The organism is Asticcacaulis sp. MM231 (assembly GCF_964186625.1).
GTDB lineage: Bacteria > Pseudomonadota > Alphaproteobacteria > Caulobacterales > Caulobacteraceae > Asticcacaulis.
In genome coordinates, this window is the sequence record NZ_OZ075108.1 from 637,419 (window position 1) to 663,997 (window position 26,579).

General features: G+C 60.9%; 20 protein-coding genes. 13 read left to right on the top strand and 7 right to left on the bottom strand.

What is annotated here, in order from left to right; genetic code table 11:
- Window positions 1-2: 2 nt before the first annotated feature.
- Together dinB and moaA are read left to right on the top strand one after the other, a co-directional pair.
- Window positions 3-1,097: a DNA polymerase IV gene (gene dinB, locus ABQ278_RS03005; RefSeq protein WP_349321144.1), complete on the top strand. Its 1,095-nt coding sequence runs from the start codon at window positions 3-5 to the stop codon at window positions 1,095-1,097.
- 77 nt (window positions 1,098-1,174) lie between these two features.
- Window positions 1,175-2,197, top strand: coding sequence for a GTP 3',8-cyclase MoaA (gene moaA, locus ABQ278_RS03010; protein WP_349321145.1), 1,023 nt, complete (start codon window positions 1,175-1,177; stop codon window positions 2,195-2,197).
- On the opposite strand, the gene ABQ278_RS03015 is transcribed toward moaA, so the two are convergent.
- The gene (locus ABQ278_RS03015; protein ID WP_349321146.1) at window positions 2,183-2,752 is read right to left on the bottom strand and encodes a molybdenum cofactor guanylyltransferase; all 570 of its coding nucleotides are present in this window, start codon (window positions 2,750-2,752) and stop codon (window positions 2,183-2,185) included. The genes moaA and ABQ278_RS03015 overlap by 15 nt on opposite strands.
- A 213-nt stretch (window positions 2,753-2,965) precedes the next feature.
- On the opposite strand from ABQ278_RS03015, the gene ABQ278_RS03020 reads away from it, so the two are divergent.
- The 6 genes from ABQ278_RS03020 (at window position 2,966) to ABQ278_RS03045 (ending at window position 11,129) form a co-directional block, all read left to right on the top strand.
- Complete coding sequence (locus ABQ278_RS03020) at window positions 2,966-6,442, top strand: response regulator (protein ID WP_349321147.1); 3,477 nt, start codon at window positions 2,966-2,968, stop codon at window positions 6,440-6,442.
- Window positions 6,442-7,269, top strand: coding sequence for a protein-glutamate O-methyltransferase CheR (locus ABQ278_RS03025; protein WP_026172712.1), 828 nt, complete (start codon window positions 6,442-6,444; stop codon window positions 7,267-7,269). Before ABQ278_RS03020 ends, ABQ278_RS03025 begins: the two co-directional genes overlap by 1 nt.
- Window positions 7,266-7,883, top strand: a complete 618-nt coding sequence (locus ABQ278_RS03030) for a chemotaxis protein CheB (protein ID WP_349321148.1) — start codon at window positions 7,266-7,268, stop codon at window positions 7,881-7,883. Before ABQ278_RS03025 ends, ABQ278_RS03030 begins: the two co-directional genes overlap by 4 nt.
- Window positions 7,880-9,529 carry a response regulator gene (locus ABQ278_RS03035; RefSeq protein ID WP_349321149.1) on the top strand — a complete coding sequence of 550 codons (1,650 nt, stop codon included), beginning with the start codon at window positions 7,880-7,882 and terminating at the stop codon, window positions 9,527-9,529. Before ABQ278_RS03030 ends, ABQ278_RS03035 begins: the two co-directional genes overlap by 4 nt.
- Window positions 9,522-9,917, top strand: coding sequence for a response regulator (locus tag ABQ278_RS03040; protein ID WP_349321150.1), 396 nt, complete (start codon window positions 9,522-9,524; stop codon window positions 9,915-9,917). The genes ABQ278_RS03035 and ABQ278_RS03040 overlap by 8 nt, the downstream gene beginning before the upstream one ends.
- A 132-nt stretch (window positions 9,918-10,049) precedes the next feature.
- Window positions 10,050-11,129, top strand: coding sequence for an IS630 family transposase (locus ABQ278_RS03045; protein ID WP_349319295.1), 1,080 nt, complete (start codon window positions 10,050-10,052; stop codon window positions 11,127-11,129).
- A 97-nt stretch (window positions 11,130-11,226) separates the two neighbouring features.
- Here the strand turns inward: ABQ278_RS03045 and ABQ278_RS03050 are convergent, their stop codons facing one another.
- From ABQ278_RS03050 to ABQ278_RS03060, 3 genes are read right to left on the bottom strand one after another with little or no spacing between them, the layout of a single operon-like run.
- A complete protein-coding gene (locus ABQ278_RS03050) occupies window positions 11,227-12,450 on the bottom strand; it encodes an ATP-binding protein (protein WP_349321151.1) in 1,224 nt (407 codons plus the stop codon).
- Complete coding sequence (locus ABQ278_RS03055) at window positions 12,440-12,691, bottom strand: helix-turn-helix domain-containing protein (protein ID WP_349321152.1); 252 nt, start codon at window positions 12,689-12,691, stop codon at window positions 12,440-12,442. The genes ABQ278_RS03050 and ABQ278_RS03055 overlap by 11 nt, the downstream gene beginning before the upstream one ends.
- A 9-nt stretch (window positions 12,692-12,700) precedes the next feature.
- Window positions 12,701-12,997, bottom strand: coding sequence for a response regulator (locus ABQ278_RS03060; protein ID WP_349321153.1), 297 nt, complete (start codon window positions 12,995-12,997; stop codon window positions 12,701-12,703).
- A 117-nt stretch (window positions 12,998-13,114) separates the two neighbouring features.
- Here ABQ278_RS03060 and ABQ278_RS03065 point away from each other — a divergent pair, with 117 nt between their 5' ends.
- The 3 genes from ABQ278_RS03065 to ABQ278_RS03075 are packed head-to-tail and all read left to right on the top strand — an operon-like array spanning window position 13,115 to window position 17,540.
- Window positions 13,115-14,407 carry an efflux RND transporter periplasmic adaptor subunit gene (locus ABQ278_RS03065; protein ID WP_349321154.1) on the top strand — a complete coding sequence of 431 codons (1,293 nt, stop codon included), beginning with the start codon at window positions 13,115-13,117 and terminating at the stop codon, window positions 14,405-14,407.
- Entirely contained in the window at window positions 14,404-15,093 is a 690-nt protein-coding gene (locus ABQ278_RS03070; RefSeq protein ID WP_349321155.1) for an ABC transporter ATP-binding protein, read from the top strand. The genes ABQ278_RS03065 and ABQ278_RS03070 overlap by 4 nt, the downstream gene beginning before the upstream one ends.
- The gene (locus tag ABQ278_RS03075; protein WP_349321156.1) at window positions 15,093-17,540 is read left to right on the top strand and encodes an ABC transporter permease; all 2,448 of its coding nucleotides are present in this window, start codon (window positions 15,093-15,095) and stop codon (window positions 17,538-17,540) included. Before ABQ278_RS03070 ends, ABQ278_RS03075 begins: the two co-directional genes overlap by 1 nt.
- 39 nt (window positions 17,541-17,579) lie before the next feature.
- Here ABQ278_RS03075 and ABQ278_RS03080 read toward each other — a convergent pair whose 3' ends face one another.
- The 3 genes from ABQ278_RS03080 to ABQ278_RS03090 are packed head-to-tail and all read right to left on the bottom strand — an operon-like array spanning window position 17,580 to window position 20,564.
- Window positions 17,580-18,617, bottom strand: a complete 1,038-nt coding sequence (locus tag ABQ278_RS03080; protein WP_349321157.1) for an aromatic ring-hydroxylating dioxygenase subunit alpha — start codon at window positions 18,615-18,617, stop codon at window positions 17,580-17,582.
- Window positions 18,618-20,021 (bottom strand): APC family permease, encoded by a 1,404-nt coding sequence (locus ABQ278_RS03085; RefSeq protein ID WP_349321158.1) that lies wholly within the window; start codon window positions 20,019-20,021, stop codon window positions 18,618-18,620.
- Between the two features lie 45 nt (window positions 20,022-20,066).
- Window positions 20,067-20,564 carry an MOSC domain-containing protein gene (locus tag ABQ278_RS03090; protein ID WP_349321159.1) on the bottom strand — a complete coding sequence of 166 codons (498 nt, stop codon included), beginning with the start codon at window positions 20,562-20,564 and terminating at the stop codon, window positions 20,067-20,069.
- Window positions 20,565-20,852: 288 nt separating this feature from the next.
- Between ABQ278_RS03090 and ABQ278_RS03095 the strand changes: the two genes are divergently transcribed.
- Window positions 20,853-24,350, top strand: a complete 3,498-nt coding sequence (locus tag ABQ278_RS03095) for an EAL domain-containing protein (RefSeq protein ID WP_349321160.1) — start codon at window positions 20,853-20,855, stop codon at window positions 24,348-24,350.
- Between the two features lie 63 nt (window positions 24,351-24,413).
- Window positions 24,414-26,531 carry a PQQ-binding-like beta-propeller repeat protein gene (locus ABQ278_RS03100; protein ID WP_349321161.1) on the top strand — a complete coding sequence of 706 codons (2,118 nt, stop codon included), beginning with the start codon at window positions 24,414-24,416 and terminating at the stop codon, window positions 26,529-26,531.
- The last annotated feature ends 48 nt before the right edge of the window (window positions 26,532-26,579 follow it).

A 26,579-nucleotide genomic window follows, 5' to 3' on the forward strand; every position in this document is an offset into this window, starting at 1 on the left:
CAATGACCATGGACGACAACAAGACAGCCCTGCAGAGAAAGATCATCCACGTCGATATGGACGCCTTTTTCGCGTCGGTCGAACAGCGCGATCATCCGGAACTGCGTGGCAAGCCGGTGGCGGTCGGCGGCGGTTCGGAGCGCGGAGTGGTGGCGGCGGCCTCTTATGAAGCGCGCAAGTTTGGCGTTCATTCGGCCATGGCCTCCGTGACGGCCAAGCGCAAATGTCCGGAGCTGATTTTTGTGCGCGGTAATTTCGAGACCTACCGCGCGGTATCAAAGCAAATTCATGAGGTCTTTGCCGAATATACGCCATTGATTGAGCCGCTATCGCTCGATGAGGCGTATCTCGATGTGACCGAAAACCTGAAAGGCATCGCCTCTGCCACTCAGATCGCCGAAGAGATCCGCGAGAAAATCCACGCCGCAACGCATCTCACCGCCTCGGCCGGTGTGTCCTACAACAAGTTTCTTGCCAAGCTGGCTTCGGATCAGAACAAGCCTGATGGTCTTTTCGTCATCAAGCCAGCCATGGGGCCATCCTTCGCCGCTTCGCTGCCAGTCAAGAAATTCCACGGCATTGGCCCGGCGACGGCGGCGAAGATGAACCGGCTCGGTCTCTATACCGGCGCCGATATCCGCGCCCAGTCGCTCGATTTTCTCGAACAGCATTTCGGCGTGTCGGGGCGATACTATTATGGCATTTCACGCGGTATCGACCATCGCCAGGTGCGACCCGACCGTGAGCGAAAGTCGATCGGTGCCGAGAATACCTTTTTCATCGACACCACGGATTTCGATACCGCCTGGGGTTTTCTGGAACCCTTGATCGACAAGGTGTGGGCCTATGTCGAGGCGAAGCAGATCAAAGGGCGGACTGTGACGCTGAAGGTCAAGTTTTCGGATTTCCGCATCATTACCCGCAGTCGTTCAGGCCTTGTGCCGGTAGCGAGCCGTGAGCAACTGGCGCAGTTCACGCGCGTCCTGCTGGAAGGTGTGTTCCCGGTCGGCAAGGGCATACGGTTGCTGGGTGTGTCGATGTCATCCCTGGGAGAGAAAGCCGAAGAGACGCAGGCGCAGTTGAGCCTGTCGCTGTAACCTGGTGGCTGGCGCTATCTGAGCTAAAATGATGCGCAAGACTTGTGGACACACCGCGTGGGGCCTAGATTGGCTTTATGTCCATGGTTGCTCCCCTTATTGATGCGTTCGGCCGGCGCCTCAGCTATGTGAGGCTTTCGGTGACCGATCGTTGCGATCTGCGCTGCACCTATTGCATGAGTGAGCAGCAGACCTTCCTGCCGCGCAAGGACCTGCTCAGTTTCGAGGAAATGGAACGCTTAAGCCTGTTCCTGATCGACAGTGGCGTCGAGCGCTTGCGGGTCACCGGTGGTGAGCCTCTGGTGCGCAAAGGCGTGCTTGATTTCCTGCGCCGGCTCGGCGAGCAGGTGCATAACGGACGCTTGAAGGAACTCACCCTGACAACCAACGGCACCCTGCTCGAAGGCGCTGTGCCGGCCCTGGTTGAGGCCGGGATCAGGCGCATCAATGTGTCGTGTGATAGCCTCAAACCCGATGTTTACCGCAGGGTGACCCGCGGCGGCGATCTGGCCAGGGTGTTGAACGGCATAGCGGCGGCGCAGGCGGCCGGCCTCTATATCAAGCTCAATGTCGTGGCCCTGGCGCAGGATAATCAGGCGGATATTCCGGATATTCTCAGCTTCGCGCATGGGCGTGGTATCGATGTGTCGCTGATCGAGACCATGCCGCTGGGCGATGACGTCGCCGGACGTGAGGCACAGTTCCTTTCGCTGAAAGACGTGCTGGCGAACTTGCGCAGTTTCTGGCAGGTCGAAGGCATCAGCGATGCCACCGGCGGTCCGGCGCGCTATTATCGTGTCAAGGAGACTGGCGGCAAGCTTGGTCTGATCACCCCGCTCAGCCATAATTTCTGCGACACCTGCAATCGCGTGCGCATCACCTGCACCGGACAGCTCTATATGTGCCTGGGGCAGGACGATCACGTCGATCTCCGTGCGGCTTTGCGCGAAAACGCAAGCGATGCCGGACTAAGGGCAGCCTTGGCGGACGCCTTATTGCACAAGCCAAAAGCACACGATTTCTATATTTCCGGCGCCGGTCTCGTCCAGCCCGCGCGCAGCCATGCGCCGGCAAGGCCTATGTCCCTAACCGGGGGCTAAAGGCGGGTGGTTGATATTGGTGAAGGCCGCGTCATCGCTCACATCGATGCATTCGGTTTTCAGTGTCGCCAGAAAGCGCATGACTGCCAGGCCGCCTTCAGCTTTTTTCAGAGCATCGCGCAAGGCCGCCGCCAAAGAAATCTGCCACAGAGCGCATAGCGGATAGTCACGCGCGCCCTTGAAATAGACCACATCGGCGGGAGCAGCTGCCAAAAGTTGCGTTACCATGTCAACCGGCAGGTGCGGCATGTCGCACGGCGAGGTGATGACCGAGGTATCTCCATCGGTCTTTGCCATGTCGAGCGCGCTCAAAACACCGCTCAAGGGGCCAAGGCCTGTGAGCTCATCGAAGATCAGACGCGCATTCAGGCAGGATAAGGATAGAGCAAGTGGCGTCCCCGGCGCACCGGCATTGATGACGATCTCGCGGGTTTGCGGTTTCAGGCGGGCCATTGTGGCTTCAATCAGGGTGGAATATCCATAAGGCGCAAAGGGCTTGTGCCCGCCCATACGCTTGCCTTCTCCGCCGGCGAGGATTACGACTTTTGGTACCATGGTCAGAATGTACCGTGCGCCCTGCCGTTTGGCAAAGGCTGAGTGGCGTTCAAAACCTTTAAAATACAACTGTCTTTATGGAATTTTTATAAGCAGCCACGGGCTCCTTATTGGATGCTTACGGCGTGCTCCATAGGGTTTTTATATACGACGGCCAGAAATTTATTTCTGTGCCGCTTGCTGCGATGAAAAATACGGGGGACTGGAAAGCTGATGTTACGAAACTTTGCGACGCGGCCAGGGCGCCAGATACGCGCCGATTTGACAGTATCACTTGGCCTGGCGCTGGTGGGTATTTTCTTCATCATCAGCGGCATCGTTTCCTACGCGAATATCCAGACCGTCCAGAAGGACGCCCTGCTGGTTCAGCAGACGCATAAAATTCTGTTCGGGCTGAGCGAGCTGTTATCGACCGTCAAGGATGCCGAAACCGGCCAGCGTGGTTATGTCCTGACCGGCGAAGACAGTTATCTCGATCCTTACAATCTCTCGGTCGCGCAGGTTGACGATCAGTTGACCAAACTCAACCTGTTGCTGGGGGACGAGCCCGAACAGCAGGTGAGGTTATCGCGTCTGCGCGAACTCACCTATGGCAAGCTGGGTGAACTGGCCCGCACGGTCGAAATACGCCGTAATCAAGGCTTCGAGCCTGCCCTGGTCATCGTCAGGGGGAATAGCGGCAAGACCTATATGGATCAGATTCGTTCGCAGGTCTTTGGCATGCAGGCGGTGGAGACGCAACGCCGCGAACAGCGAATCGCCGAAATGAACGACGCCTACAAGACGGCGCTGATCAGTGTCAGCGTGGCGGCTCTGATTGGTGTTCTGTTATCAGGCCTGATCACCTGGATGATCACACGCGCTTCTACGCTACGCCGCCAGGAAGAGTGGTTGCAGGCCGGCCAGGTCGGGGTCAGCGCCGCCATGATGGGCGAGCAGCGTCTGGACCAACTCGGCAACAGTATCCTGACTTATCTCTCCAACTACACCCATGCCCATGCCGGCGCCTTCTTCGCGCGGTTGGATGGTGTTTATCGCCGCGTCGCCACATTCGGTGTGCCCGAGCAAAATGATATCCCAAGCGTATTCGGGGCGCATGACGGTCTGCTGGGGCAGGTAATAACCGAAGCTCAGACTCTGGTGCTGCGTGATCTGCCCGAAAGCCACCTGGCGGTGGGCGCGGCACTCGGCAAATGGCGGCCGCGCCATGTGATGATCGCACCGGCCCGGTCGGAAAAGGTAGTCGATGCCGTTGTCGAGCTGGGCTTTCTTCACACCATGCCGGACAGCACGCAGGAACTGCTGGCGCGCGTATCGGAATCGATCAGCATCGCCATCCAGTCGGCCAACTATCGCGCCAATCTGCAAAACCTGCTCGAAGAAACGCAGCGTCAGTCCGAAGAACTGCAAAGCCAGGGCGAGGAGTTGCGCGTCAATAACGAGGAACTGGAAGAGCAGAGCCGCGCACTTAAAGAGACGCACTTCCGCCTTGAGCAGCAACAGGCTGAACTTGAGCAGACCAATGCCCAGCTTGAGGAGCAGGCGGCGATTCTGGAGCAGCAGAAGGACGATCTCGGCCGCACCAAACAGTCGGTCGAGTTGAAGGCGCAGGAACTGGAACAGGCCAGCCGCTACAAGTCCGACTTCCTCGCCAACATGTCGCACGAACTGCGCACACCGCTCAATTCGTCGCTGATCCTGGCCAAGCTTCTGGGTGATAATCCGGACGGCAACCTGACCGAGGAACAGGTCAAGTTCGCCCAGACCATCCAGTCGTCGGGCAATGACCTGCTGGCCCTGATCAACGATATTCTCGATCTCAGCAAGATCGAAGCCGGCCAGATGGAGATTCGCGCTGAAACGCTATCGCTCAGCCGTCTGATCAAGGATATGCAGCGCGTCTTCGATCCTATCGCCGGCCAGAAGAAGCTCGATTTCAAGGTGAAGGTGGCCAAGAATCTGCCCGACGCCATCGAAGCTGATCGCCAGCGCTTAGAACAGGTGCTGAAAAACCTGCTGTCCAATGCCTTCAAGTTTACCGAAAGCGGTTCGGTCGAACTGGCCCTGTCAAAGGGTGCTGACGATCAGATCGTGATGACCGTGACCGATACCGGCATCGGCATTTCGCCCGATCATCAGGATGCCATTTTCGACGCTTTCCGACAGGCCGATGGCACGATCAGCCGCAAGTATGGCGGCACCGGCCTTGGCCTGTCGATTTCTCGGGAACTGACGCGCCTGCTCGGCGGCCGCATTAGTCTCAAGAGCGCCATGGGCAAGGGCAGCGCCTTCTCGCTCACCCTGCCGATGGCCTATGATCCGGGGGCCGTCGTGCCGCGCGCCATCATGCCGGGGATCGAGCGCGACGATACGCTGGAGATTGCCGCAGCGCCTCACGTCAACTCACCTGTGATGGCTGAGAGCAAGACCAGAACGGCCAAACCGGTGCTCAAGCCGGGCCGGGTGCAGGATGATCGCGACAAACTCGATCCGTCGCGCCGTACCATCCTGGTGGTCGAGGACGATGTCTCCTTCGCTGCTATCCTCTACGACCTGGCCCATGATCAGGACTTCCTTTGCCTGGTGGCGACCACCGCGGAAGAAGCGCTCGACATGGTGCAGCAATATACGCCGTCGGCCGTGGTGCTCGATATCGGCCTGCCCGATCATTCCGGCCTGTCGGTGCTCGATCGTCTGAAGCGTGACAACCGCACCCGCCATATTCCGGTTCACGTCGTCTCGGGCAGCGACTACCAGCACACGGCCCTGTCGCTTGGCGCGGTCGGCTACATGCTGAAGCCCGTCAAGCGCGACGAACTGGTGGACGCCTTCAAATCGCTGGAAGAGCGCCTGAGCCAGCAGATGCGCCGTGTCCTGATCGTCGAGGATGACGAGGTCCAGCGCGACAGTGTGGCGCGCCTGCTGAAAAGCAACGACACCCAGACCATCGCGGTCGGCACGGCGGCGGAATGTCTCGAACTACTCAAGACGCAGACTTTCGACTGCATGGTGCTCGATCTCACTCTGCCCGACGCCACCGGCTATTCGCTGCTGGAAACCCTCAGCCACGAGGATGCCTACGCCTTCCCGCCGGTTATCGTCTATACCGGCCGCGATCTCTCCTACGACGACGAGCAGAAGCTGCGGCGTTACTCTTCGTCGATCATCATCAAGGGCGCCAAGTCGCCGGAGCGCCTGCTCGATGAAGTGACGCTGTTCCTGCACCAGGTGGTGTCGGAACTGTCGCCCGAGCAACAGACCCTGCTCAAGAAGGCCAAGAGCCGGGACGCCATGCTGGAAGGCCGTCGTATCCTGGTAGTCGAGGATGATGTGCGCAACGTCTATGCCGTCACCAACATCTTCGAGCCACTGGGCGCCATCGTCACCATCGCGCGCAATGGTCGCGAGGCGCTCGATGCGCTGGAAAAGACCAATGACCACAAGGACAATCCCGACGCCGTCGATCTGGTGCTGATGGACGTCATGATGCCTGAAATGGACGGCTTGACCGCCACGCGCGAAATCCGCAAGCGCCGTGACTGGGCCAAGCTGCCGGTGATCATGCTGACGGCCAAGGCGATGAAGGACGATCAGGAGCGCTGCATTGACGCCGGCGCGAATGACTATATGGCCAAGCCGCTCGACGTCGAAAAACTCATTTCCCTGGTGCGCGTATGGATGCCGAGATAATGCCCCCAAAGACGGAGGACATCGAGATACGGCTTCTGCTTGAGGCCATCTTCCGTAAGTACCACTATGACTTTCGCGGCTACGCCATGGCGTCGATCAAACGCCGTCTGTTGCAGGCGCGTGACCATTTCAACTGCCAGACTGTATCGGCCTTGCAAGACATGGTGCTGCATGATCCCGGCATGATGACCGCCATGCTGCCCTATCTGACCGTGCAGGTGTCGGAGCTGTTTCGCGACCCGCTCTATTTCAAGGCCATCCGCGAAAAAGTGGTGCCGCACCTCAAGACCTATCCCTCGCTCAAGGTGTGGATCGCCGGTTCATCGACCGGCGAGGAGGTCTATTCCTTCGCCATCCTCTTCCGCGAAGAGGGGCTGTTCGAGCGCACGATGTTCTACGCCACCGACATCAATCACGACGCACTGAAAAAGGCCGAGGCCGGGGTCTACAGCCTTGAGCGCATCAAGCTGTTCACCGAAAACCACCGGCTTTCGGGCGGCAAGGGTTCGTTGTCCGACTATTACACCGCCGCCTATGGCGCCGCTTCGTTCGACAAGACCCTGCGCAAGAATGTCGTCTTTTCCGATCACAGTCTGGCCACCGATGCCGTCTTCGCCGAAACCCACATGGTGTCGTGCCGCAACGTATTGATCTATTTCGATCGCGAGCTTCAGGACCGCGCCATTACCCTGTTCAAGGGCTCGCTGGCGCGCAAGGGCTTTCTGGGGTTGGGCTCCAAGGAGACACTGCGCTTTTCCTCCAGCGCGGACGCCTTCACCGATTTTGCTCATGATGAGCGCATCTACCAGAAAAGGGATGTGACATGAGTACCGTAATGAAAAGCCGTAAAGCCTCGGATATTATCGTGCGCCATACTGAGCCCGAAGCGGTGGTGATCGGCGTGTCGGCGGGTGGTCTGAAGGCTTTGTCGGCGATACTGCCCACCCTGCCGGCTGACTATCCCCTGCCGATCATGATCGTTATCCATCTGCCGCCCGATCGCAACAGCATGGTGGCCAAGTTGTTCGATGACAAGTGCGCGCTGACCGTGCGCGAGGCTGACGACAAGGAGGACATCCTGCCCGGTCATGTCTATTTCGCGCCACCCGACTATCATTTGCTGATCGAGTCGGATCGCCGTCTGTCTTTGTCGTCCGAAGAGCCTGTGCTGTTCTCGCGCCCCTCGGTTGATGTTTTGTTCGAGACCGCCGCGGATGTTTACGGTGAAGGGCTGATCGGCATTATCCTGACGGGCGCCAATCCCGATGGCGCCGCCGGCCTCAAACAGGTCATCAAGGCCGGTGGCCGCGCTCTGGTGCAGCGTCCCGATCTGGCCTATGCCAGCGCCATGCCCGAAGCCGCGCTGGCCATGTCTCCGCAGGCCGAATCCCTGACACTGGAACAGATCGCCGATGAGCTGATCAAGGCGGTGCAGGTATGAAACCGGCCTTCACCATACCCGTTCCCATCCTGATCGTCGATGATCTGCCGGAAAACCTGATCGCGCTCGAAGCCGTGCTGCGCCGTGACGGATTGGAGTTTATCAAGGCAAGCTCCGGCACCGAGGCGCTGGAAATCCTGCTGAAGACCGAGGTCGCTCTGGCCCTGCTCGATGTCCAGATGCCGGAAATGGACGGCTTCGAACTGGCTGAAACGATGCGCGGCTCCGAACGCACGCGCCGTATTCCGATCATCTTCCTGACCGCTGGTGTCACAGACCGCTCGCGCCGTTTCCGCGGCTACGAGGCGGGCGCCGTCGATTTTCTCGAAAAGCCGCTTGAAGCCGATATCCTGCGCTCGAAGGTGGCGGTGTTCTCCGAACTATACGTGCAGCGCCGGCAGATCGCCGTCCAGCGCGACAATCTGAAAACCTTCGCAGAAGAAAATCTGCGTCTGCTCAAGGATAGCCGCGATAACGCCCAGGCGCTCAAAGAGGCCGATGTGCGCAAGGATGAGTTCCTTGCCACACTTGCCCACGAACTGCGCAATCCGCTGGCGCCGATTCGTAACGGTCTGCAGATCCTGCGTATGTCGCCGGAAGGGCCGCGTGCCGAGGCCGTGCGCGGCATGATGGACCGGCAACTGACCCATCTGGTGCGGCTGATCGACGACCTGCTCGATGTGTCGCGCGTGTCGCGGGGGCGCATTGATCTGCGCAAGGAGCGCATGCGCCTGCAGGATGCTGTGCAGGCCGCCATCGAGACCAGCAAACCCCTGATAGACGCCAATACGCACAGCTTCACCCTGGATATGCCGGACACGGCTCTGTGGGTCGAAGGCGACCTGACGCGCCTGGCGCAGGTGATCAGCAACCTGCTCAACAACGCCGCCAAATATACGTCCGAAGGCGGCGATATACACCTGAACGTCAAGGCGCATGACGGCCAGGTTGATATCGAGGTCATCGACAACGGCCTTGGCATCGAGGCCGATATGTTGCCGCGCGTCTTTGATTTGTTCGCTCAGGCCGATCGCCATCTCGATCGCTCGCAGGGCGGTCTGGGGATTGGTCTGGCGCTTGTCAGCAAGCTGGTGGAGATGCACGGCGGCACCAGTCGCGCCTTCAGCGACGGGTCGGGCACGGGCAGCACCTTTACCGTCAGCCTGCCGCTGGTCGATGAAGCCGGCGGCGCCATCGGCAAGCCGCTGCAAAAAGCCAGCAAAACTGCCCACCCGCTGAACGTGCTGATCGTCGATGACAATGTCGATTCCGCCCAGACAAGCCTGTGGATGCTCGACCTGATCGGCCACAAGGCGACCGTGGCGCACGAAGGCGCTAAAGCGCTGGAAATCGCCCGTGATCTGCTGCCCGACGTCATCCTGCTCGATATCGGTATGCCCGGCATGGACGGCTATGAGGTCTGCCGCGCCTTGCGCCAGATGCCGGAAACCCAACACAAGGTGTTGATCGCCCAGACCGGCTGGGGCCAGGAAAGCGATCGCCAGAAGGCGTTTGCGGCCGGATTTGACCACCACATCACCAAGCCGGTCAGTCTTGACCTGCTGACGCAACTGCTGGCAGATATAGCCGAGCCAAAAGCGTCCCCTACCCACACTGCCCAAGCGGGAGAACCAACCCATGGCTGACGGAACAGGCACGGCTGACACCATGCGCATCATGATTGTCGAGGACAATGAAGCCCTGGCGCAGACGACCGGCTGGCTGGTCGAGATGATCGGCTATGAATACAAGCTGGCCGCAGATGCCAAGCAAGCCATCGCCACCTATGCGGACTATAGGCCGCATGTTTTCATGATCGATATCGGCCTGCCCGGCATGAACGGTTACGACCTGTGCCGCGAACTGAAATCACGTCCGGATCTGGCCAATGCCATTTTTATCGCTCAGACCGGCTGGGGCGAAAGCGAACACCGCCGTTTGACGCAGGAAGCCGGCTTTGACCACCATCTCGTCAAGCCGCTTTATCTCGAAACCTTAGAGACAGTGCTCGCCGAAATCGCTGCCGCTAGGTAAAGGTCCATCCTTGGTCGATTGCGTCGCAGTCGTCGCTAGTGGGTACTTTAGTACCCGCGTCGCTAGCCGGCTAGTGTTGCGGAATCAACGGATGGATTCCCTTGATCTTGCAAATATGCGAGTTCTGTGTCGATGGACATGGACAAAAGGCTGTTGCTGTCGCCTGAGGCTCGGGTGCGGTTGGAAGGTTGGGTGGCGGACCGGAACACGCCGCAGAAGCTTGTTTGGCGTGCGCGGATCGTGCTGATGTGGGCGGACGCGGCGAGTTTGGCGTCGATTGTGCGGACGCTGGGCAAGACCAAGAAGACGGCCTACCGCTGGCGCGATCGTTATCTTGAGCAGGGTGTCGATGGGCTTGGGCGCGACGCGACCCGGCCTGGCCGTAAGACGCCGTTGAGCGCCGAAGTCATTGCGCGTGTGGTCGAGATGACGCTGCGACAGAAGCCACCGGCTGCCACGCAATGGAGCGCGCGCACGCTTGCCAAGGCGGTGGGTCTGAGCCACACCAGCGTACAGCGCATTTGGAGCGCGCATGGGCTCAAGCCCCATTTGACCAAGACGTTCAAACTGTCGAACGACAAGCAGTTCGTCGAGAAGGTGACGGACGTCGTCGGTCTCTATCTTGATCCGCCGGACCGGGCACTGGTGTTCTCGGTCGATGAGAAGTCACAGATCCAGGCGCTGGACCGCACCCAACCGGGCCTGCCAATGAAGAAGGGGCGGGCGGGAACGATGACCCACGACTATAAGCGGCATGGCACGACGACACTGTTCGCCGCCCTCGATGTCGCCACCGGCAGGGTGATCGGCGAATGCATGAAACGTCATCGGCACCAGGAATGGCTCAAATTCCTTCGACTCATCGACCGCAGCACGCCCAAGGGCTTCGACCTGCACCTGATCGCCGACAACTATGCCACCCATAAGCATCCGGCGGTCAAAGCATGGCTGGCCAAACATCCTCGCTTCCACATGCATTTCACCCCCACTTCGGCGTCCTGGCTCAATCAGGTCGAACGCTTTTTCGGCTTGATAACAGGCGATCGCATCCGCTGCGGCGTGTTCAAGAGTGTCGCCGAACTCGAAGGCGCAATTCAAGACTATCTCGATCATCACAACGCCGATCCAAAGCCCTTCGTTTGGACCAAATCCGCTACAGACATTCTTGAAAAGGTCGCCAGGGGGCGACAGGCGTTAAAGTCACAACACTAGCACGCAACTCAAGGCTGAACCTCTACCGCATGGGCGTTTGATAAAGAAAAGAACTCACCCTCCCCTGTAGCGGGGGAGCGGGGCGACACCGTAGCCTCTATGCCACCCTGACCTGAAATCGGAAGCACGCACCGCCAAGCGGATCGGGCCGCAATGCCTGAACTGGCACAAGCAACAATGCGCTGCCATGACCCTGAACGATCTGGCGGGCCAAACTCAAGCCCACGCCGGTGCCGGTCACCTTGGTCGAATAGAATGGCATAAAGACCTGATCGGCGCTCTCGGTCGGGATACCCTTGCCGGAATCCTCGACCTCGAAAACCATCACATCGCCCTCGCGTTTCAGGCGCAGACGCACGCGCGCATCCGGCTTTTCCAGCGCCGCCTGCGCGCCATTATTGAGCAGGTTCGACACCCCCAGCCACATCTGGTCCTCGTCCATCAGCAGCGACAGGTCGGCGCCATCTGTCTCCAGCTCAAAACGCACCCCCTTGTCGGCCCACTGCGCTTCAAAACTCTCGGTCAGCACGTCCAGCCACAGACCAAGCCCGCACGGCCGGATCACCGGTGACGGCAACCGGGTGAGCGCGCGATAGGCGTTGATAAAGTCGGTCAGCCCTTCGGTGCGGGCCACCACGCGCTCCAGCGCTTTTGCCGCCTGAGCGCGAGATTCCGGCGTGTCGTCGCCCAGCAAGTCGAGTGCGCTCTTGCTCATCGAAGCCACCGGCGTCAGGGCGTTCATCAGTTCGTGATTCAGCACTTTCAGCAGATCGCGCAGAGCGCTGGCCTCGGCTGCGCGCACATCGGCGGAGATATCGGTCAGCACGGCCAGATGGGACAGGGCGTCCTCTTCTTCCATCTCGGCCAGATGGACGGCGAAGGTCTGGCCCTTCCATTTGATCTGGCCACTCATATGGGCCAATCCGAGAGTCGTCGCCTCGCCCAGCAGCGCCTTGCGCGCCGCCACCGGCAGGGCGTAGGAGACATCGAACAACTGCCGGGCGGCGCGGTTGACCGCGATCAACTGCCCGCTATTGGGTTGCAGCAACAAGGGCGAGGGGGTCTGGTCAAGCAGCACCTGCAGGCGCCGGCGGCTCAGTTCGGAGGTGAAGGTGGCTCCTGTCTGGCTGCGTTTCAGCAGATCGCGTCCGAAAGAGAACGCGTTATGGGTCAGTCCCATGGTGGCCAGGGTAATAGCCCCCAGGGCGCAGACCAGGGCGCTGGCATAGAGTCCCTTGGTGAAGGCCAGCCAGGCGAAGGCACCGAGCACGAAGACGCCGCCCTGACCGACCAGTGGAAGAAGGACGCGCCTATAGTCCATGCTTTTCCATTCGCCGGTAAAGCGCCGCGCGCGTGACGCCGAGATCCTTGGCGGCCTGGGAGATATTGAACTGGTGGCGGTTCAGCGCCTCCTTGATCAGTTCTTTTTCCGAGCGTTCCAGATTGAGATCGGCCGGCGGCACGGGCGAACTGACCGCGCGCGGTGCGGCCAGGGCTGCATGGATGCTGGCCATGAAGCGCTCATTGTTCCACGGCTTGACGACGAAATCCTGTGCCCCCATCCGCATGGCCTAAATCGCGATGCTCATGCCGGAATGGCCGGTGACCACCACCACGGGCAGGGCCGGGGTCAGCCGCATCTGCTCGGCCAGAAAATTGAGGCCGGCCTCGCCCGAGGTATCGCCGCGCCGGTAATTGAGATCGAGCAACAGGATATCAACCGGCGTGGCGGCCAGCTTTTCGCGGGCCTCTTCGGGCGATTGCGCCTTGATCAGGGTCATGCCGTGGCGCGTTAAAACCAGCCCGGCGGCGTCGAGAATATCGGCGTCGTCATCAAGAAACAGAGCGGTGCGCGGCGGCTTGGACATGTTCGAAAACGGACACTTTTGAGTGGTTATGATGCCGCATTAAGCGGTCAAAAAGCCTGAAAGTCAAATAAAAAGAGTGGTTTATGTCTATGGCGAAACCTGTGTTAGCCTCTTATCATGCCCGATAGTCTTCAAAAAACAGCCCGCACCGATCGTCTGCTCACCAAGCCCTGGTGGCGTCGCCGCCCTGTGCAGATCGGCGCGGCCGCCGCCATCGCCCTTGCCCTGACGCTGACCGCCTTCGTCTTCATGCCGGCCGCCAACACCGCGACGGTCGCCGCTGATACGCTCGACACCGGCGAGGTGACCATGGGCGCGTTTCAGGACTATGTCGCCCTGCGCGCCGGCGTCCTGCCGCTGGAGATCACCTATATCACCGCCGAAACCAATGGCCGTGTCATCAGCGTGGTGGCGTCGGATGGCGCGATGGTCACGCCCGGCCAGCCGCTGGCCATGCTCGGCAATCCCGATCTGACGCTTCAGGTATCGTCGCGCGAGGCCGATATCTCCGCTCGCCTGAGCGACACCAACAACCAGCTCATGAATCTGCAAACCTCGCAGCAGGCCAGCGAACAGGCCATCGCCGATGTCGCCTACGCCCTGCACAGGGCCGAGGAACAAATGGTGAAGTATAAGATGCTGCGCGACCATGGTGTGCTCAATGACGCCGCCGTCCAGACCTATATCGACGAGGTTGCCTATCAGAAGCAGCGCCTGGCTGCCCTCAAGGCGACGCAGGCGCAACAGGCACAGTTCTACACAACGCAGGCGGCGCAGATTCGCGCTTCGGCCGATGATCTGCGCCGCAGCCGTGACGAGGTGCGCAATGGCCTGAACGCCCTCAACCTGACGGCGCCGGTCGAGGGCCGCCTGACGGATTTCAACCTCAAGCCTGGCCAGGCCGTTAAGATGGGCGATCCGCTTGGTGAGGTCGACTCTGAGGGCACCTACAAGCTGAAGGCCGAGGTTGATGAGTTCTATCTGTCGCGCCTGAGCACAGGCCTGAAAGCCAATGCCAATGTGCACGGCAAGCCGGTGACGGTCCATATCAGCAAGATTTTCCCGCAGGTCAATAATGGCCGCATCACCGTTGAGCTGGAATTCGATAACGCCATGCCGAGCGATCTCAAGCGCGGTGAAACCATCGATGTCCGCCTGTCGCTCGGCGCCACCCAACAGGCCCTGCTGGTGCCGTCCGGCGCCTGGCTCAATGACACCGGCGGCGCCTCGATCTTCGTGCTGGATGGCAGCGGCAATAAGGCCAGCCGCCGTGTTGTCACTGTCGGCCGTCGCAATCCGGAATATGTCGAAATCCTTAGTGGCCTCAAGCCCGGCGAACACGTCATCACCGGCGGCACCTCCAATTTCCTCAAAGCCCAACATCTTCGTTTAACTCAGAGCGCAAAATGACCAACCTGATCGAACTCCAGAACATCACCCGTCTCTATCGTTCGGACGAGGTTGAGACCACGGCGCTGCATAATATCTCGCTGCATATCAAGCGCGGGGAATTCGTCGCCATCATGGGGCCTTCGGGTTGCGGTAAATCGACCCTGCTCAATATCCTGGGCACCATCGATCGCCCGACATCCGGCGCCTATCTGTTTGATGGAACGGATCTCGCGAAGATGAGTGAAACCGGCCTGGCCAAACACCGCGCCCGTCATCTTGGCTTCATCTTCCAGAGCTTCAATCTGGTCGATGACCTGACCATTTATGAGAATATCGAACTGGGCCTGCTCTATCGCGGCGGCCTGAAAGGCTCGCGCCGCAAGGCGATCGAAAGCGCCATGGACAAGGTCGGAATCGCTCACCGCGCCCGCCATTTCCCGCACCAGCTTTCCGGTGGTCAGCAGCAGCGCGCCGCCATCGCCCGCGCTATAGTCGGCTCGCCCGACCTGATCCTGGCGGACGAACCGACCGGCAATCTCGACACCGAAAACGGCGCGCAGGTGATGCAGATTCTGCAAGGCCTGAATGCCGCCGGCGCCACTATCATCATGGTCACGCACTCGCAGAGCCACGCCGATCAGGCCACGCGTCAGGTCGATATCCTCGACGGCCAACTGGTCGCTTCTGTCGCGCAGGTGCTGTGATGCTCAAGAGCGCCTTTACCGCCTTTTATCGCTCGTTTGTTCGTCACCCGCTCTATGCACTGCTCAACCTGCTGGGCCTGAGCTTCGGCATCGCCGTCTTCATCGCTCTGAGCCTGCTTTACCGCTTCGAGACCTCTTACGAAAGCTGGAGCCCGGAGCGGCCGCAGATTTACATGATGGGCACGCGCTACCATTTTCCCGGCATGAACGATGATATCCAGATGGGGTCTATGGGCGGCCTGCTGGAGGAGCTGAAAACCGCCTATCCGCAGATCGAAGGCACGCGCGACTGGAGCGGTGATGTGATCGTCCATAAGGGCGCGGAGGTTTTCGGCGAACAGATCGAACTGGTGGACGCCAATTTCCTGACCTTCCTGAAAGTGCCGATGCTGCGGGGTGATGCGGCCACCGCTCTTGCCGAGCCGTCCCGGGTCGTGGTCAGTGAAGCGATGGCGCGCAAGTATTACGGCACCACGGATGCGATAGGCCGACCGCTGACCTTGAGCGATGTGGAAGGCTACAAGACCTATACGGTCAGCGCGGTGATTCGCGATCTGCCGAAGAATACCGATATGAAATTCGGTATTCTTCGGCTGCTGACCCCGCAACGCGCGGCCCTTGAGCCGCAGACCTGGCATCATTGGGGATCAAGCCAGCTCTTCACGTTTCTGAAGTTCAAGACGGCCACCGAAGCGAAGGCCTTCGAGACGCAGATGCCGGCCTTCACGGATCGTCAGGTGGGCAACGCCTTCGGAGCCGATGTGAAGCCGCATACCCTGCTCGAACTGAAGGTGGTCCCGCTTTCGGAAATCCATTTGCTGGATCCGAAGCTCAAGTCGGCGATCGTTTCGCTGGGTCTGGTCGGCATCGTGGCGCTGGCACTGGCGCTTATCAATTACATCAATCTGGCAACGGCGCGTGCCGGTATGCGGGCGCGCGAGGTGGCGGTACGCAAGACCCTCGGCGCTGCGCCTGCGGTCCTGCGGCTCCAGTTTCTCGGCGAGGCCGTCCTGACCATGCTTCTGGCCTTTCTGGTGGCCTTGTCAGGCGTTGAATTGAGCCTGCCCCTGATCAACAGTACGGGGGGGCTGTCTTTGTCGCTCGATTATCAGAATGATGGTGTGTGGATTCTCTCGTTGCTGGGCGCTGTGGTGGGCGCAGGGCTTCTGGCGGCGCTTTACCCGGCCTTTGTGCTGGCGGCTTTCAAACCGGCGCAGGTTCTGGCGTCCAGCCGTGCGCCGGGCGGCGGCCGCATGGGCGGTCTGGTGCGTGCGGCGCTGGCCATGGTGCAATTCACGGCCGTCGTCACGGCCTTTGTTCTGATCATGGGCTTTATCCAGCAAATCGACCATATTCAGAAGGCGGATATCGGTTTCAAGCGCGATAATGTCATGCTGATCAATGCCTTTCGCAATGTCGGGGTGAGTCAGGCCCAGCGCGACGCCTTCATGACCTCGGTCAGGGGCGTGCCGGGTGTCATCGCCGCGAGTGTCGGCAACGCGATTCCTGGTGACCAAAACACAGTCAACAGTTCTAACATTGTCAGGCCGGGGCAGTCGGATAACATCAGCCTATCGCCCACAGTGAATTTTTCGACCGTGGGTACGGATTATTTCGAGCTGATGGGTGCGAAACTCATCGCCGGCCGCTTCTTCGACACCCAGCGCGGCGAAGACCAGATGTGGGACTGGGCGAAGATTGACAAGGAACGTGTGTACAACGTCATCATCAGTCGTAAGGCCGCGAAGTACATGGGATTCGCCACGCCACTGGCCGCGATCGGTCAGCCGGCTACCTTCAGTAATGACTATCATGTCCGTATTATCGGCGTCGTCGAAGATATGCGCTTTTACAATCCCAATGAGGCGATCCCGCCCAAGCTCTATCTGTTCGATGCCCATGCCGCCTATGCTGTGGTCGGCATGGTACGTTATCAGGGCGTATCCGAGCCGCAGATGCGCGAACGCCTGCGCGGCCTGTGGCGCCAAATCGCACCTGGCGTGCCGTTTGAAGTGGCGTCGGTGGCTGCGAACCTCGACAAGTATTACAAGCCCGAACGCGATCGCAGCCATCTCTTCAGCATCGGCACGGGCATCGCCGCCCTGATCGGCTGTTTCGGTCTTTACGGTCTGGCCGCCTTCAATACCTCGCGCCGTATCCGTGAAATCGGCGTGCGCAAGGTGCTCGGCGCCTCGCGGGGACAGGTTGTCAGGTTGTTGCTCCTGCAATTCCTGCGCCCTGTCGCCATCGCCAGTCTGCTGGCGTGGCCCCTCGGCGCCCTGGCCTTGCAGCACTGGCTGGCACAGTTTGATGACGCCATCTCCATGCCGTTATGGATTTTCCCGGCAGCTTCGGCGGCGGCCCTGATCATCGCCCTGATGACCGTGGCGGGCGTCGCCTTCGGTGCGGCCAGCACGGAACCCGGCAAGGCTTTGCGGCACGACTAGGGGTGATCTAACCTGACAGGGGATACTGACGGCAATGGGTCAACGCGTGAGAAATTCACCAACCCATTGCTGGAAAGCCGCCACGGCCATTTCGTGCCTGGGCGATAACCGGCCGGTCTCGTAAACCCCGGCATTGAGGTTCTCCTGCACCTTTTCGGCGATCCACTTGTCCTCGGCCGTCACCTGATCTGACATGGCGAGGGTGGCGTCCGGCACAGGTTCGCCACCCGGCGTCAGGTAGAGGTAATCGAGCTGGGTCTGCTTGTGTCCGACCGGTGACATGCGCTCGATCATCAGGCCGCGGTTATAGACATTGATGCCGATATTGGGCCACACCCAGCCCCACAGGCCATCATAAACAGCCTCGGGTGATTTCGGCGGCGCATCGTGCAGCACGACCTTGCCATCGACCGTCACCTTATACTGCTCGGAGATGATCTCGGCATCGAGCGTCGGGTGCATGGCCGGCACATGATAGCCTTCGAGATAGTTCTCGACATAGGTTTTCCAGTTGCACTCCAGCAAATGTGTGCGCCGTAAACCGCCCCTGAGCCCTGACCAGTCGGCATCGCCCAGCCGCGCATCGAGTGGCGCCATCTGGCTCAGCAGATCGGGCAGGTCGTCGCCAATGCCGGCAAAGATGAGCCCGCGCCAGATCTGCAGGCGCACCGGGAACAGACCGAAATCGCGCGGATCGAAATCGGACGCTGCGCCGAAATCACGCGCAGCGCGCAGGCGGCCATCCAGCGTATAGCGCCAGCCGTGATACTGGCAGGTCATCGCTCCGTCGCAGGTGCCGGCGTCTTCGCGCACCAGCGGTCCGGCGCGGTGACGGCAGACATTGTGAAAGGCGCGCAGGGCACCATCATCCCCGCGTACGATGATCACCGGATAGCCGGCCAGTGTATCGGCGCGCCAGTCGCGCGCATTCGGCAGGGCGCTCTCATGCGTCAGGAACTGCCAGTTGTTGGCGAAGATGTGTTTGCGCTCGATCGGCCAGCAGGCGGGATCGGCATACCAGATCGCCGGCGCGGTGACCGGCGCCTTTTGCTTGGGCGGGGTGTCAGTGGTGTCCATTCAGGCTTGACCCTTGTTGCGGAAGGCGTTGACGGCATAGATGGCCGCGCCGATGGCGATGAGAACGGCAGAGGCGATCAGAAGCTTGAGAAAGACGCCGAGCGGATCGGCCTCAGCGGGGCTGGGCGCCATGCTGCCCATGATAGCGCTGAAGGCCACGACAAAGCCCAGAACCGCCAGGGCCTTGGCGCCCGTTTTACCGCCGGGCGTGCGCCAGTCGAGTTTGCGATCCGATTGGCCTTGCGCTTTCCAATAGGCGATGAACATCCATAGATAGGGGATGATGAAGGTTAGCACGCCCATGCTAACGACGAAATCATAGGCGCCGGCCAGGGTGGAGCCGAAGGTGCTCAGACCCATGACGATGACGACGAGCACGGCCTGAATGAGGATGGCCACGGTCGGTGCGCCGGTCTTCGGGTCGGTATGGCCGATGGCCTTCGGCAACATGCGGTCAACCCCGATGGCGAAGGGCAGGCGTGCCGCCGCGCCGAACCAGGCGCTCATGCCGCCAAGGAAGGTCAGGGCGGTGGCCGCCAGCACATAGGGTTGCCAGGCATGGACGTGCAGCCGGTTCAGCGCCACGCCGAGCGCATCGGGCAGACCGCCGAGCCGCGACGCCACGTCCTGCGGCACGATGGCCAGCATGGCGGCGGTGCCGCCGGCATAGCCGAGGGTCTGCAGCAGGCCAATCAGGATCAGGGCCGAAACGATGGTCTTGACCCCGCCCTTCAGATCATTGCGCATCAGCGCCACGCCTTCGATGCCGCCAAAGGCAAAGACGATGGTGGCCCACAGTATCGCGCCATTGGCATCGAACGGGGGCGTGTAGTCGGCGGCGGCGAAATTTGTGGCGGGGCCGTAGATATCGGTGAGATAAAAGGCGGCCCACAGGATGAAGAACAGCAGCGTGACCGAGACGGCGGCCGAGGCGATCGGCAGCCATTTGCCGACACCGAAGCCCCGTGCGTGCATCGCCGCCACCCCGGTCAGGATCACCGTGGCGGCGGTGAAGGCACCAAGCGGCTGGCCTATCACGACGCCAACGGGTTCGCACCCCGGGATACCGCGCAGCGCTTGACCGAGCAGGTTGACGATGAAGAAAAGCAGGCTGGCGAAATAGGGGATATTGCAGGCCCAGTAGAGCCAGCCGGTCATGAAGCCGGCGAAAGGGCCCTGGGTCTCGCGCACCCAGGCATAGACGGCGCCTTCTTCGGGATAGCGGGCGGAAAGCTCCAGCGTGGCGCAGACGAGCGGGATGAGAAACAAAACGGCAGCGGCGATCCAGATCGGCAGGGCCACAAGACCGGTGGCAGCACCGGTGGCCAGCCAGCGGATGCTGAAGTTCATCGCGGCACCGTAAAGAGCGATGCCCCACAGGCCGGTTTTTCGGTTAACACTCATGACAGCCCCCTGCTCCGAAGACGGATGATTGCGGCCGTAACGGTCTTACGTCAAGGGCAAAGCCGTCAGCGCATCGCCCAGCCTGACCGTGCCGCTTTCCAGTACCCGCGCTGTGATGCCGCCGTGGCTGCGCACGGCGTTGTAACCGCCGACGCCGAAGGTCTCCTCCATGCGCGAACAGGGGTGACATTCACCGGTCATTTCCAGCAAGGCCGTGCCCAGCCGAAACAACTTGTCCTTGAGTGCCAGCAGGTTGATGCCGCTGACCACAATGTTGCGGCGGAGCTGTTCGGGCGTGACGTCCTGGCCGAGGTAACTGGCGATGGCGCTTAAGTCTTCGCGCTGGATCAGCGTGACGTGGCGCGTGCCGCGTCTGGGGTTGTTGTAGTGATCGCCGATCACGCCGGCGTTTGTATCCAGTTCCACCGTCTCGACCACCGTCAGCGGGCCGCGCCGTTGTGAGCGCAGGCCGATCCATTCGATCGTGCCCGGGCGCATGTCGGCATGGAGCAGGGCGGAGAGAGGGGATTTGGGATTGAGCATGCGGCTTTCCGAATGGCGAACCCAAGGCTAACGCCGCAGAGGCCAGACCGCAAGCTGTCCTTTGTGTCGCCGAAGCTCCGGGGAAATCCTGTCAGCCAGATTTTAAGACTTGCGGGTTAGGTTGGTCGTACGGCTTTCGCGACAGGTTTCGCCTGCGCCGTGACGTAGGGCCGCCAGTACAGGTGGGTGCGGTATCGAGTTGTGGGCCATATGACAAAAGTACGGACGGCCAGCGGCGGTGGGCGCTCCCTTTTCAGACGTTTGACCTGGCTCGTTATGGGCTTGGTAATGTTGTCAACCCTGCCGGTCGCCGGCCTGTTCATCGTGCGCGAAACCACGCGCGAAGCCAAGTCGCGCTGGTCGGTGATGAAGACCGCGGCCGATATTCTGGCCTCGGGCAGCGAAGATGCCGTGGCGATGAACGACCGCGGCCGCGCCTTCAATACCTTGCGCTCCGTCACCCGCACCCCCGGTATCACCTATGCGCGCGTCGAGGCGCATGACGGCTCGGTCATCGCAGAAATGGGCGCTGCCGTGGGCCTGAAAGGCGCTGTGTCGCTCGATGCTGAAAGCCGTCACCCCAGCGTCATGGCGCTGGTGACGACCCGCACGATTCAGGTCCACGCACCGGTCATGAATGGCGGCCACCAGATCGGGCAGGTGGTCATCATCCACCGCTCGGAGGATTTTACCCGAACCCTGTTGCAGGCCCTGGCGGGTGTGTTCGGACTGGTGATCCTGGCGCTTGGCATCGCCCTTTACATTGTGCGTCGTTTGCACGGCGCCATGATCCGGCCCCTGACAGAACTGACCGCCTCGGTGGAGGCCATCTCGTACCATGGCGACTATTCGCGCCGGGTCGAGACAAAGGTCGATGCCAGGGATGAGATCGGCACGCTGGTGACCGGTTTCAACGCCATGATCGATGCCATCCGCGTCCGCGACGGCAAGCTGGAAGCGCATCTGATTTGTCTGGAAAACCAGGTGGCCGAACGCACCCGCGATTATCAGGATGCACGCGACGAGGCGATGGCCGCCAACACCGCCAAGTCGGATTTCCTCGCCACCCTAAGCCGCGAAATCCGCACGCCGATGAGCAGCGTGATGGTCATGGCCGAACTGCTGGCCGCCGAAAGCCTGCCGGCGCGCGCCAAACGCCACGCCCGCACCATCGCCAAGTCGGGCCGCACCTTGCTGGCGGTCATCAACGATATTCTCGATTTTTCCAAGATCGAGGCCGGCAAGCTGGAGGTCGAAACCTGCGAGGTCGATATCCTCGATCTGGTCGATGACACGGTCATGCTGTTTCAGGACCGTGCTCGTGAAAAAGGGCTGGAACTGGTGGTCCATGCCCATCCGGACGCACCGCGTCTGGTGCCGGCGGATCCGGTGCGGTTAGGACAGGTCGTCTCCAATCTCGTGTCCAACGCGCTGAAATTCACCGAAAAAGGCCATGTAATCATCGCCATTGAGCCCGACAAAAAATCCGGGTTCTGGCGTCTGGTCGTCAAGGATACCGGCATCGGTATCACGCGTGACAAGCTGGGTACGATTTTCGCCGCCTTCAGTCAGGAAGACCAGACGACGACGCGCCGTTTTGGCAGTACCGGCCTAGGTCTGTCGATGTCCAAACGCCTGATCGAGGCCATGGGCGGCGCCATCGCCGTGACCAGCGAGCAGGGTCCAAAACCTAATCAAGGTACGCAGGTCCATGTGCGGATGCCGGCACTCGACGACAGCATGAAAACCTGCGCGCCGCCTGTCATTCATGATCTGGTGCGGCCGGTCGTCCATGTCTTCGTGCGCGGGGATATGGAACATGATGCGGTGATGCAGCGCTTCCAGCAGGCCAATGTCCGCTTCGGTCCCGATAAGCCGCGGCTTGTGCTGGCCGATGCAACCGGCCGCATGACTCTCGATGCCGGCGTGGCGCCGGAGCGTCTGGTGCTGCTGGCCCATCCGGAAGACCACGAGGCGGGGCAATGGGTCAGCGAAGGCCGTGCGGCTTGCGTCCTGCCGCGTCCTTTACGTCATCGCGATATAGACGCCCTGATCGAGCGTCTGCGCGATGATGATGATTTCAAACTTCATGATACCGACGCAGATCCCGAAGGCGTCGACGCCAGCTATCCCACGGCGCGCGTCCTGGTGGTCGATGACGACGAACTGAACCGCGAAGTCGCTATCGAGGCACTGGCGCGTTTCGGTATCCAGGCCAGCGTCGCAGTCCATGGCGCCGATGCCCTGGCGAAGATGGCGGCGGAACCGTTCGATCTGGTGCTTATGGACGGCTCCATGCCGGTGATGGATGGCTTTGAGGCGACGCGGCAATGGTGCGCCAGAGAGACGGATAAGTGCCTGCCGATAGTGGCTCTTACTGCCCGCATTATCGGCCCTGCCGCCCATGCGTGGAAAGAGGCGGGCATGGACGATGTGCTGCACAAGCCTTTCACCCTGCCAGATATGGCGCAGTGTCTCCGCTCGCTACTGCCGGAAACCTTGCGTGAAGCGCCGGTGCGCGACATCGTGGCCGAGGAAGCGGTTCTGGTGTTGCCGGAGGACGACGCCGATCTGTTCGATCGCGCCGTGCTTGGCTCTCTGCTAGAGGGCATCAACAAGGGCCGAGGTGATTTCGTCCGCCGTGTTGTCGGGCTTTATCGCAGCCATGGTCCGCAGGCCATCGCCGCCATGCAGGCCGCCCACGCCGAGGGCGACGAGGACCGTCTGGCGCGTTCGGCCCATGCGCTGAAAGCGATGAGTCTGAATATCGGTGCCAAGGCGGTCTCCAGCGTGGCTGGCGCGATTGAGCGCGCCATCCGCGTCGAGCACCGTGCCGTCTCGGCCGAAGAGATCGCCCTGGCTGCATCATGGGTGGAACGGACGCTGGCCGGTCTGGCCGTGATCATCGCGGATGAGGCCCAATCTGAACCCACCAAGCTGGAACCAGCGAAAAGCAAGACCAAGAAAAAAGCCGCGTCCGCCGTGGCCGCGTCAAAGGACGATCCCGAAGCGACGCTGGTGCTTGAAATGGAGGCCGATATCGCCGCCAATGCCTTCGAGATGGAATATCAGCCGATCTATGACCGCACCGGCACCGAGGTCATCAGCGCCGAGGCTTTAATGCGCTGGCATCGCGGTGACCGCGCCCCCATCGGTCCGGCTGTCTTTATTCCAGTGGCCGAGCGTTCCGGCCTGATCACACGTCTGGGCACCTTCGCGCGCCGCCGCGTCCTGGAAACCGCCGCGGGCTGGGATATCCCGGTCGCTATCAATGTCTCGCCGATCGAACTCGACAAGCCGGGATTTGTGGCTGGCGTGCGTGCGCTGCTCGATGAGACCGGCTTTGATCCGAAACGGCTGGTGCTGGAAGTGACCGAAACGGCCTTTCTTGGCGAGCCTGACCGCGTGCGGCAACTGTTCAGTAAATTGCGCAATCTGGGCATTAAGCTGGCGCTCGATGATTTCGGCGTCGGCTATTCTTCGCTGACGGCCTTACACCGTTTCCCGTTCGACAAGATCAAGATCGACCGCGAATTCGTCATGGCGCTTGATGGCGAGCCGCGCGCTGCTCTGGAAGCTTTGGCGATCATCCAGGCCGTCACCGGCATAGGCCGGGCCTTCGGGATGCAGGTGGCGGCCGAAGGCATCGAAACCGGTAGCCAGCACAGCCACCTCAAGGCGGCGGGTGTCCACGCCATGCAGGGCTATCTGTTCGGCAAGCCGATGGCGGCGTCATCGTTGGCTCACCTGATCGGCAAGCCGCCGGTTAAAAGCGCAAAGTTGTAATCGATAACAACTCATGATTATCTGGCTTTCAAGCGGGCAAAAATAGCCAGCGGAGGAAAGCCCATGCACGTAACCAAAGCCATTGGCCTGAGCCTGTTGTTCGCACTCGCCGCCTGTTCCGGCCAGCGTCCGATCGACGGCACCTCATCGACCTCCGGCGCCGACTGGGCTGTCTATCACGGCAACGCCAACGGCACGCACTATTCGACGCTCGACCAGATCAACACCGACAACGTCAAAAACCTTAAAGTGGCCTGGCGCTTCGATACCGGCGATGGCTTCGGCGAAGGCGGCAGCGGCTCCGACATGGAGGGTAATCCGCTGATCATTCGCGGCCAACTCTATGCCGTGTCGCCCAAGGGGCGCATCTTCTGCCTCGATGCTGCCAAGGGCGAACAGCTATGGGTTTTCGATCCGGCCTTTGGTGATGTGGTGAACACCAAGCAGCGGCTGCGCGGCGTTTCGTACTGGTCGAACGCCGGTGAAGAGCGCATCCTCTTCACCTTCCGCTCGAAACTAATGGCGGTCGATGCCCGCACCGGCGCGCTGATCGACGGCTTTGGCCATAATGGCGAGGTCGATCTCAAGGCGGGCCTCGGCCGCGATCCGTCCACCATCTCGGTCAGCAATGTGACGCCCGGCGTGGTCTACAAGGACCTGATCATCATGGGCTCGACTGGGAATACGCCGGGTCATATCCGCGCCTATGATGTTCGTACCGGCGCTCTAAAGTGGATATTCCACACCATCCCGCATCCGGGCGAGGCGGGTTACGAGACCTGGCCGAAGGACGCCTGGAAGACCGCCATGGGGGCCAACGCCTGGTCGGGGCTGACGCTTGATCCGGAGAACGGCATTGTCTATGTGCCGCTCGGTTCGGCCGGCATGGGCAACAAGGATTTCTACGGCGGCGATCGCGCCGGCGACAACCTTTTCGGCACTTCGCTGGTGGCGCTGGATGCCGCCACCGGCAAGCGGCGCTGGCATTTCCAACTGGTGAAACACGACGTCTGGGATCGTGATCCGCCGACCCCGCCGACCCTGATCACAGTGGCCGGCAAGCCGGCGTTGGCGCAGGTCACTAAGGCGGGCGTGGTCTTTATCCTCGATCGCCTGACCGGCCAATCGCTCTATCCCTTGCAGGAACTACATCCGGCGCCCTCCGATATTCCGGGCGAAATCACTTCCCTGACGCAGGTTTTGCCGCTCAAGCCGGAGCCGTTCACCCGCCAGACCCTGACGGCCGATCTGCTGACCCATCGCACGCCAGAGGCCCATGCGGCGGTGGCCAAGACCTTCGCCACTGTGCGTTCGCGCGGGGCATTTGATCCGCCCTCGATCGGCGGCACGATCCTGCTGCCCGGCATGGACGGTGGCGCCGAATATGGCGGTGCGGCCTACGATCCGCAGACCGGCCTGCTCTATGTCAACGCCAACGAAATGGCGTGGATTCTGAAGGTCAAGAAACAGCCGCCGATGATCGCGGGGCGCAGCGGCGAGGCGCTTTACCAGAACGCCTGCGCCACCTGTCATGGTGTCGAGCGCAAGGGCTCTCCACCGGAATTTCCGTCTCTGGTCGGGGTGGCGCAGCGCCTGACCGACGCCCAGATCGAACGCCAGATCACGGTAGGTGGTGGACGGATGCCGGCCTTTGCGCAGTTCGATGCGGCCGACCGTGCCGCCCTCATCGGCTATCTCAAGGGTGATCCGAGGCAGACCGCGCAGAAAGAAGCGCCGGCCTATCCTTCGACTGACGGTGACCCTTATGTCTTCGATGGCTATACGCAATTCCTCGATCCGGACGGCTATCCGGCCATCGCGCCGCCGTGGGGCACGCTGTCGGCGATCAATGTCAACACCGGCGAATATGCCTGGAAAATCCCGCTCGGCGGCTATCCCGAACTGACCGATCAGACGACCGGCAGCGAGAACTATGGTGGCGCGGTGGTGACGGCCGGTGGCGTGGTTTTCATCGCCGCCACGGTCTACGACAACAGGTTCCGCGCCTTTGACAAGCGAACCGGCAAGCTGTTGTGGCAAACCATCCTGCCGGCGGCCGGTATCGCCACCCCCGCCACCTACAGCGTGGGCAAGAAGCAGTATGTCGTCATCAGCGCCGGCGGCGGCAAGAACGCCAAGGTTAAGCCGGGCGGAGAGATCATCGCCTACAGCCTGCCCTGAGACCCAGCCTTCTTTGAAAATAGAGTGGATTTCTTATTTTATTCCGGC

Bases quoted from the DNA above. Each gene is read 5' to 3' on its own strand.
- ABQ278_RS03070 (WP_349321155.1), top strand. From the start codon at position 14,404: ATGACCAACCTGATCGAACTCCAGAACATCACCCGTCTCTATCGTTCG.
- ABQ278_RS03090 (WP_349321159.1), bottom strand. From the start codon at position 20,564: ATGCTCAATCCCAAATCCCCTCTCTCCGCCCTGCTCCATGCCGACATG.
- ABQ278_RS03040 (WP_349321150.1), top strand. From the start codon at position 9,522: ATGGCTGACGGAACAGGCACGGCTGACACCATGCGCATCATGATTGTC.
- ABQ278_RS03080 (WP_349321157.1), bottom strand. From the start codon at position 18,617: ATGGACACCACTGACACCCCGCCCAAGCAAAAGGCGCCGGTCACCGCG.
- ABQ278_RS03100 (WP_349321161.1), top strand. From the start codon at position 24,414: ATGCACGTAACCAAAGCCATTGGCCTGAGCCTGTTGTTCGCACTCGCC.
- ABQ278_RS03085 (WP_349321158.1), bottom strand. From the start codon at position 20,021: ATGAGTGTTAACCGAAAAACCGGCCTGTGGGGCATCGCTCTTTACGGT.
- ABQ278_RS03025 (WP_026172712.1), top strand. From the start codon at position 6,442: ATGCCCCCAAAGACGGAGGACATCGAGATACGGCTTCTGCTTGAGGCC.
- ABQ278_RS03030 (WP_349321148.1), top strand. From the start codon at position 7,266: ATGAGTACCGTAATGAAAAGCCGTAAAGCCTCGGATATTATCGTGCGC.
- ABQ278_RS03075 (WP_349321156.1), top strand. From the start codon at position 15,093: ATGCTCAAGAGCGCCTTTACCGCCTTTTATCGCTCGTTTGTTCGTCAC.
- ABQ278_RS03060 (WP_349321153.1), bottom strand. From the start codon at position 12,997: ATGTCCAAGCCGCCGCGCACCGCTCTGTTTCTTGATGACGACGCCGAT.
- ABQ278_RS03020 (WP_349321147.1), top strand. From the start codon at position 2,966: ATGTTACGAAACTTTGCGACGCGGCCAGGGCGCCAGATACGCGCCGAT.
- dinB (WP_349321144.1), top strand. From the start codon at position 3: ATGACCATGGACGACAACAAGACAGCCCTGCAGAGAAAGATCATCCAC.
- ABQ278_RS03095 (WP_349321160.1), top strand. From the start codon at position 20,853: ATGTTGTCAACCCTGCCGGTCGCCGGCCTGTTCATCGTGCGCGAAACC.
- ABQ278_RS03015 (WP_349321146.1), bottom strand. From the start codon at position 2,752: ATGGTACCAAAAGTCGTAATCCTCGCCGGCGGAGAAGGCAAGCGTATG.
- ABQ278_RS03045 (WP_349319295.1), top strand. From the start codon at position 10,050: ATGGACATGGACAAAAGGCTGTTGCTGTCGCCTGAGGCTCGGGTGCGG.
- moaA (WP_349321145.1), top strand. From the start codon at position 1,175: ATGTCCATGGTTGCTCCCCTTATTGATGCGTTCGGCCGGCGCCTCAGC.
- ABQ278_RS03050 (WP_349321151.1), bottom strand. From the start codon at position 12,450: ATGGACTATAGGCGCGTCCTTCTTCCACTGGTCGGTCAGGGCGGCGTC.
- ABQ278_RS03065 (WP_349321154.1), top strand. From the start codon at position 13,115: ATGCCCGATAGTCTTCAAAAAACAGCCCGCACCGATCGTCTGCTCACC.
- ABQ278_RS03055 (WP_349321152.1), bottom strand. From the start codon at position 12,691: ATGGGGGCACAGGATTTCGTCGTCAAGCCGTGGAACAATGAGCGCTTC.
- ABQ278_RS03035 (WP_349321149.1), top strand. From the start codon at position 7,880: ATGAAACCGGCCTTCACCATACCCGTTCCCATCCTGATCGTCGATGAT.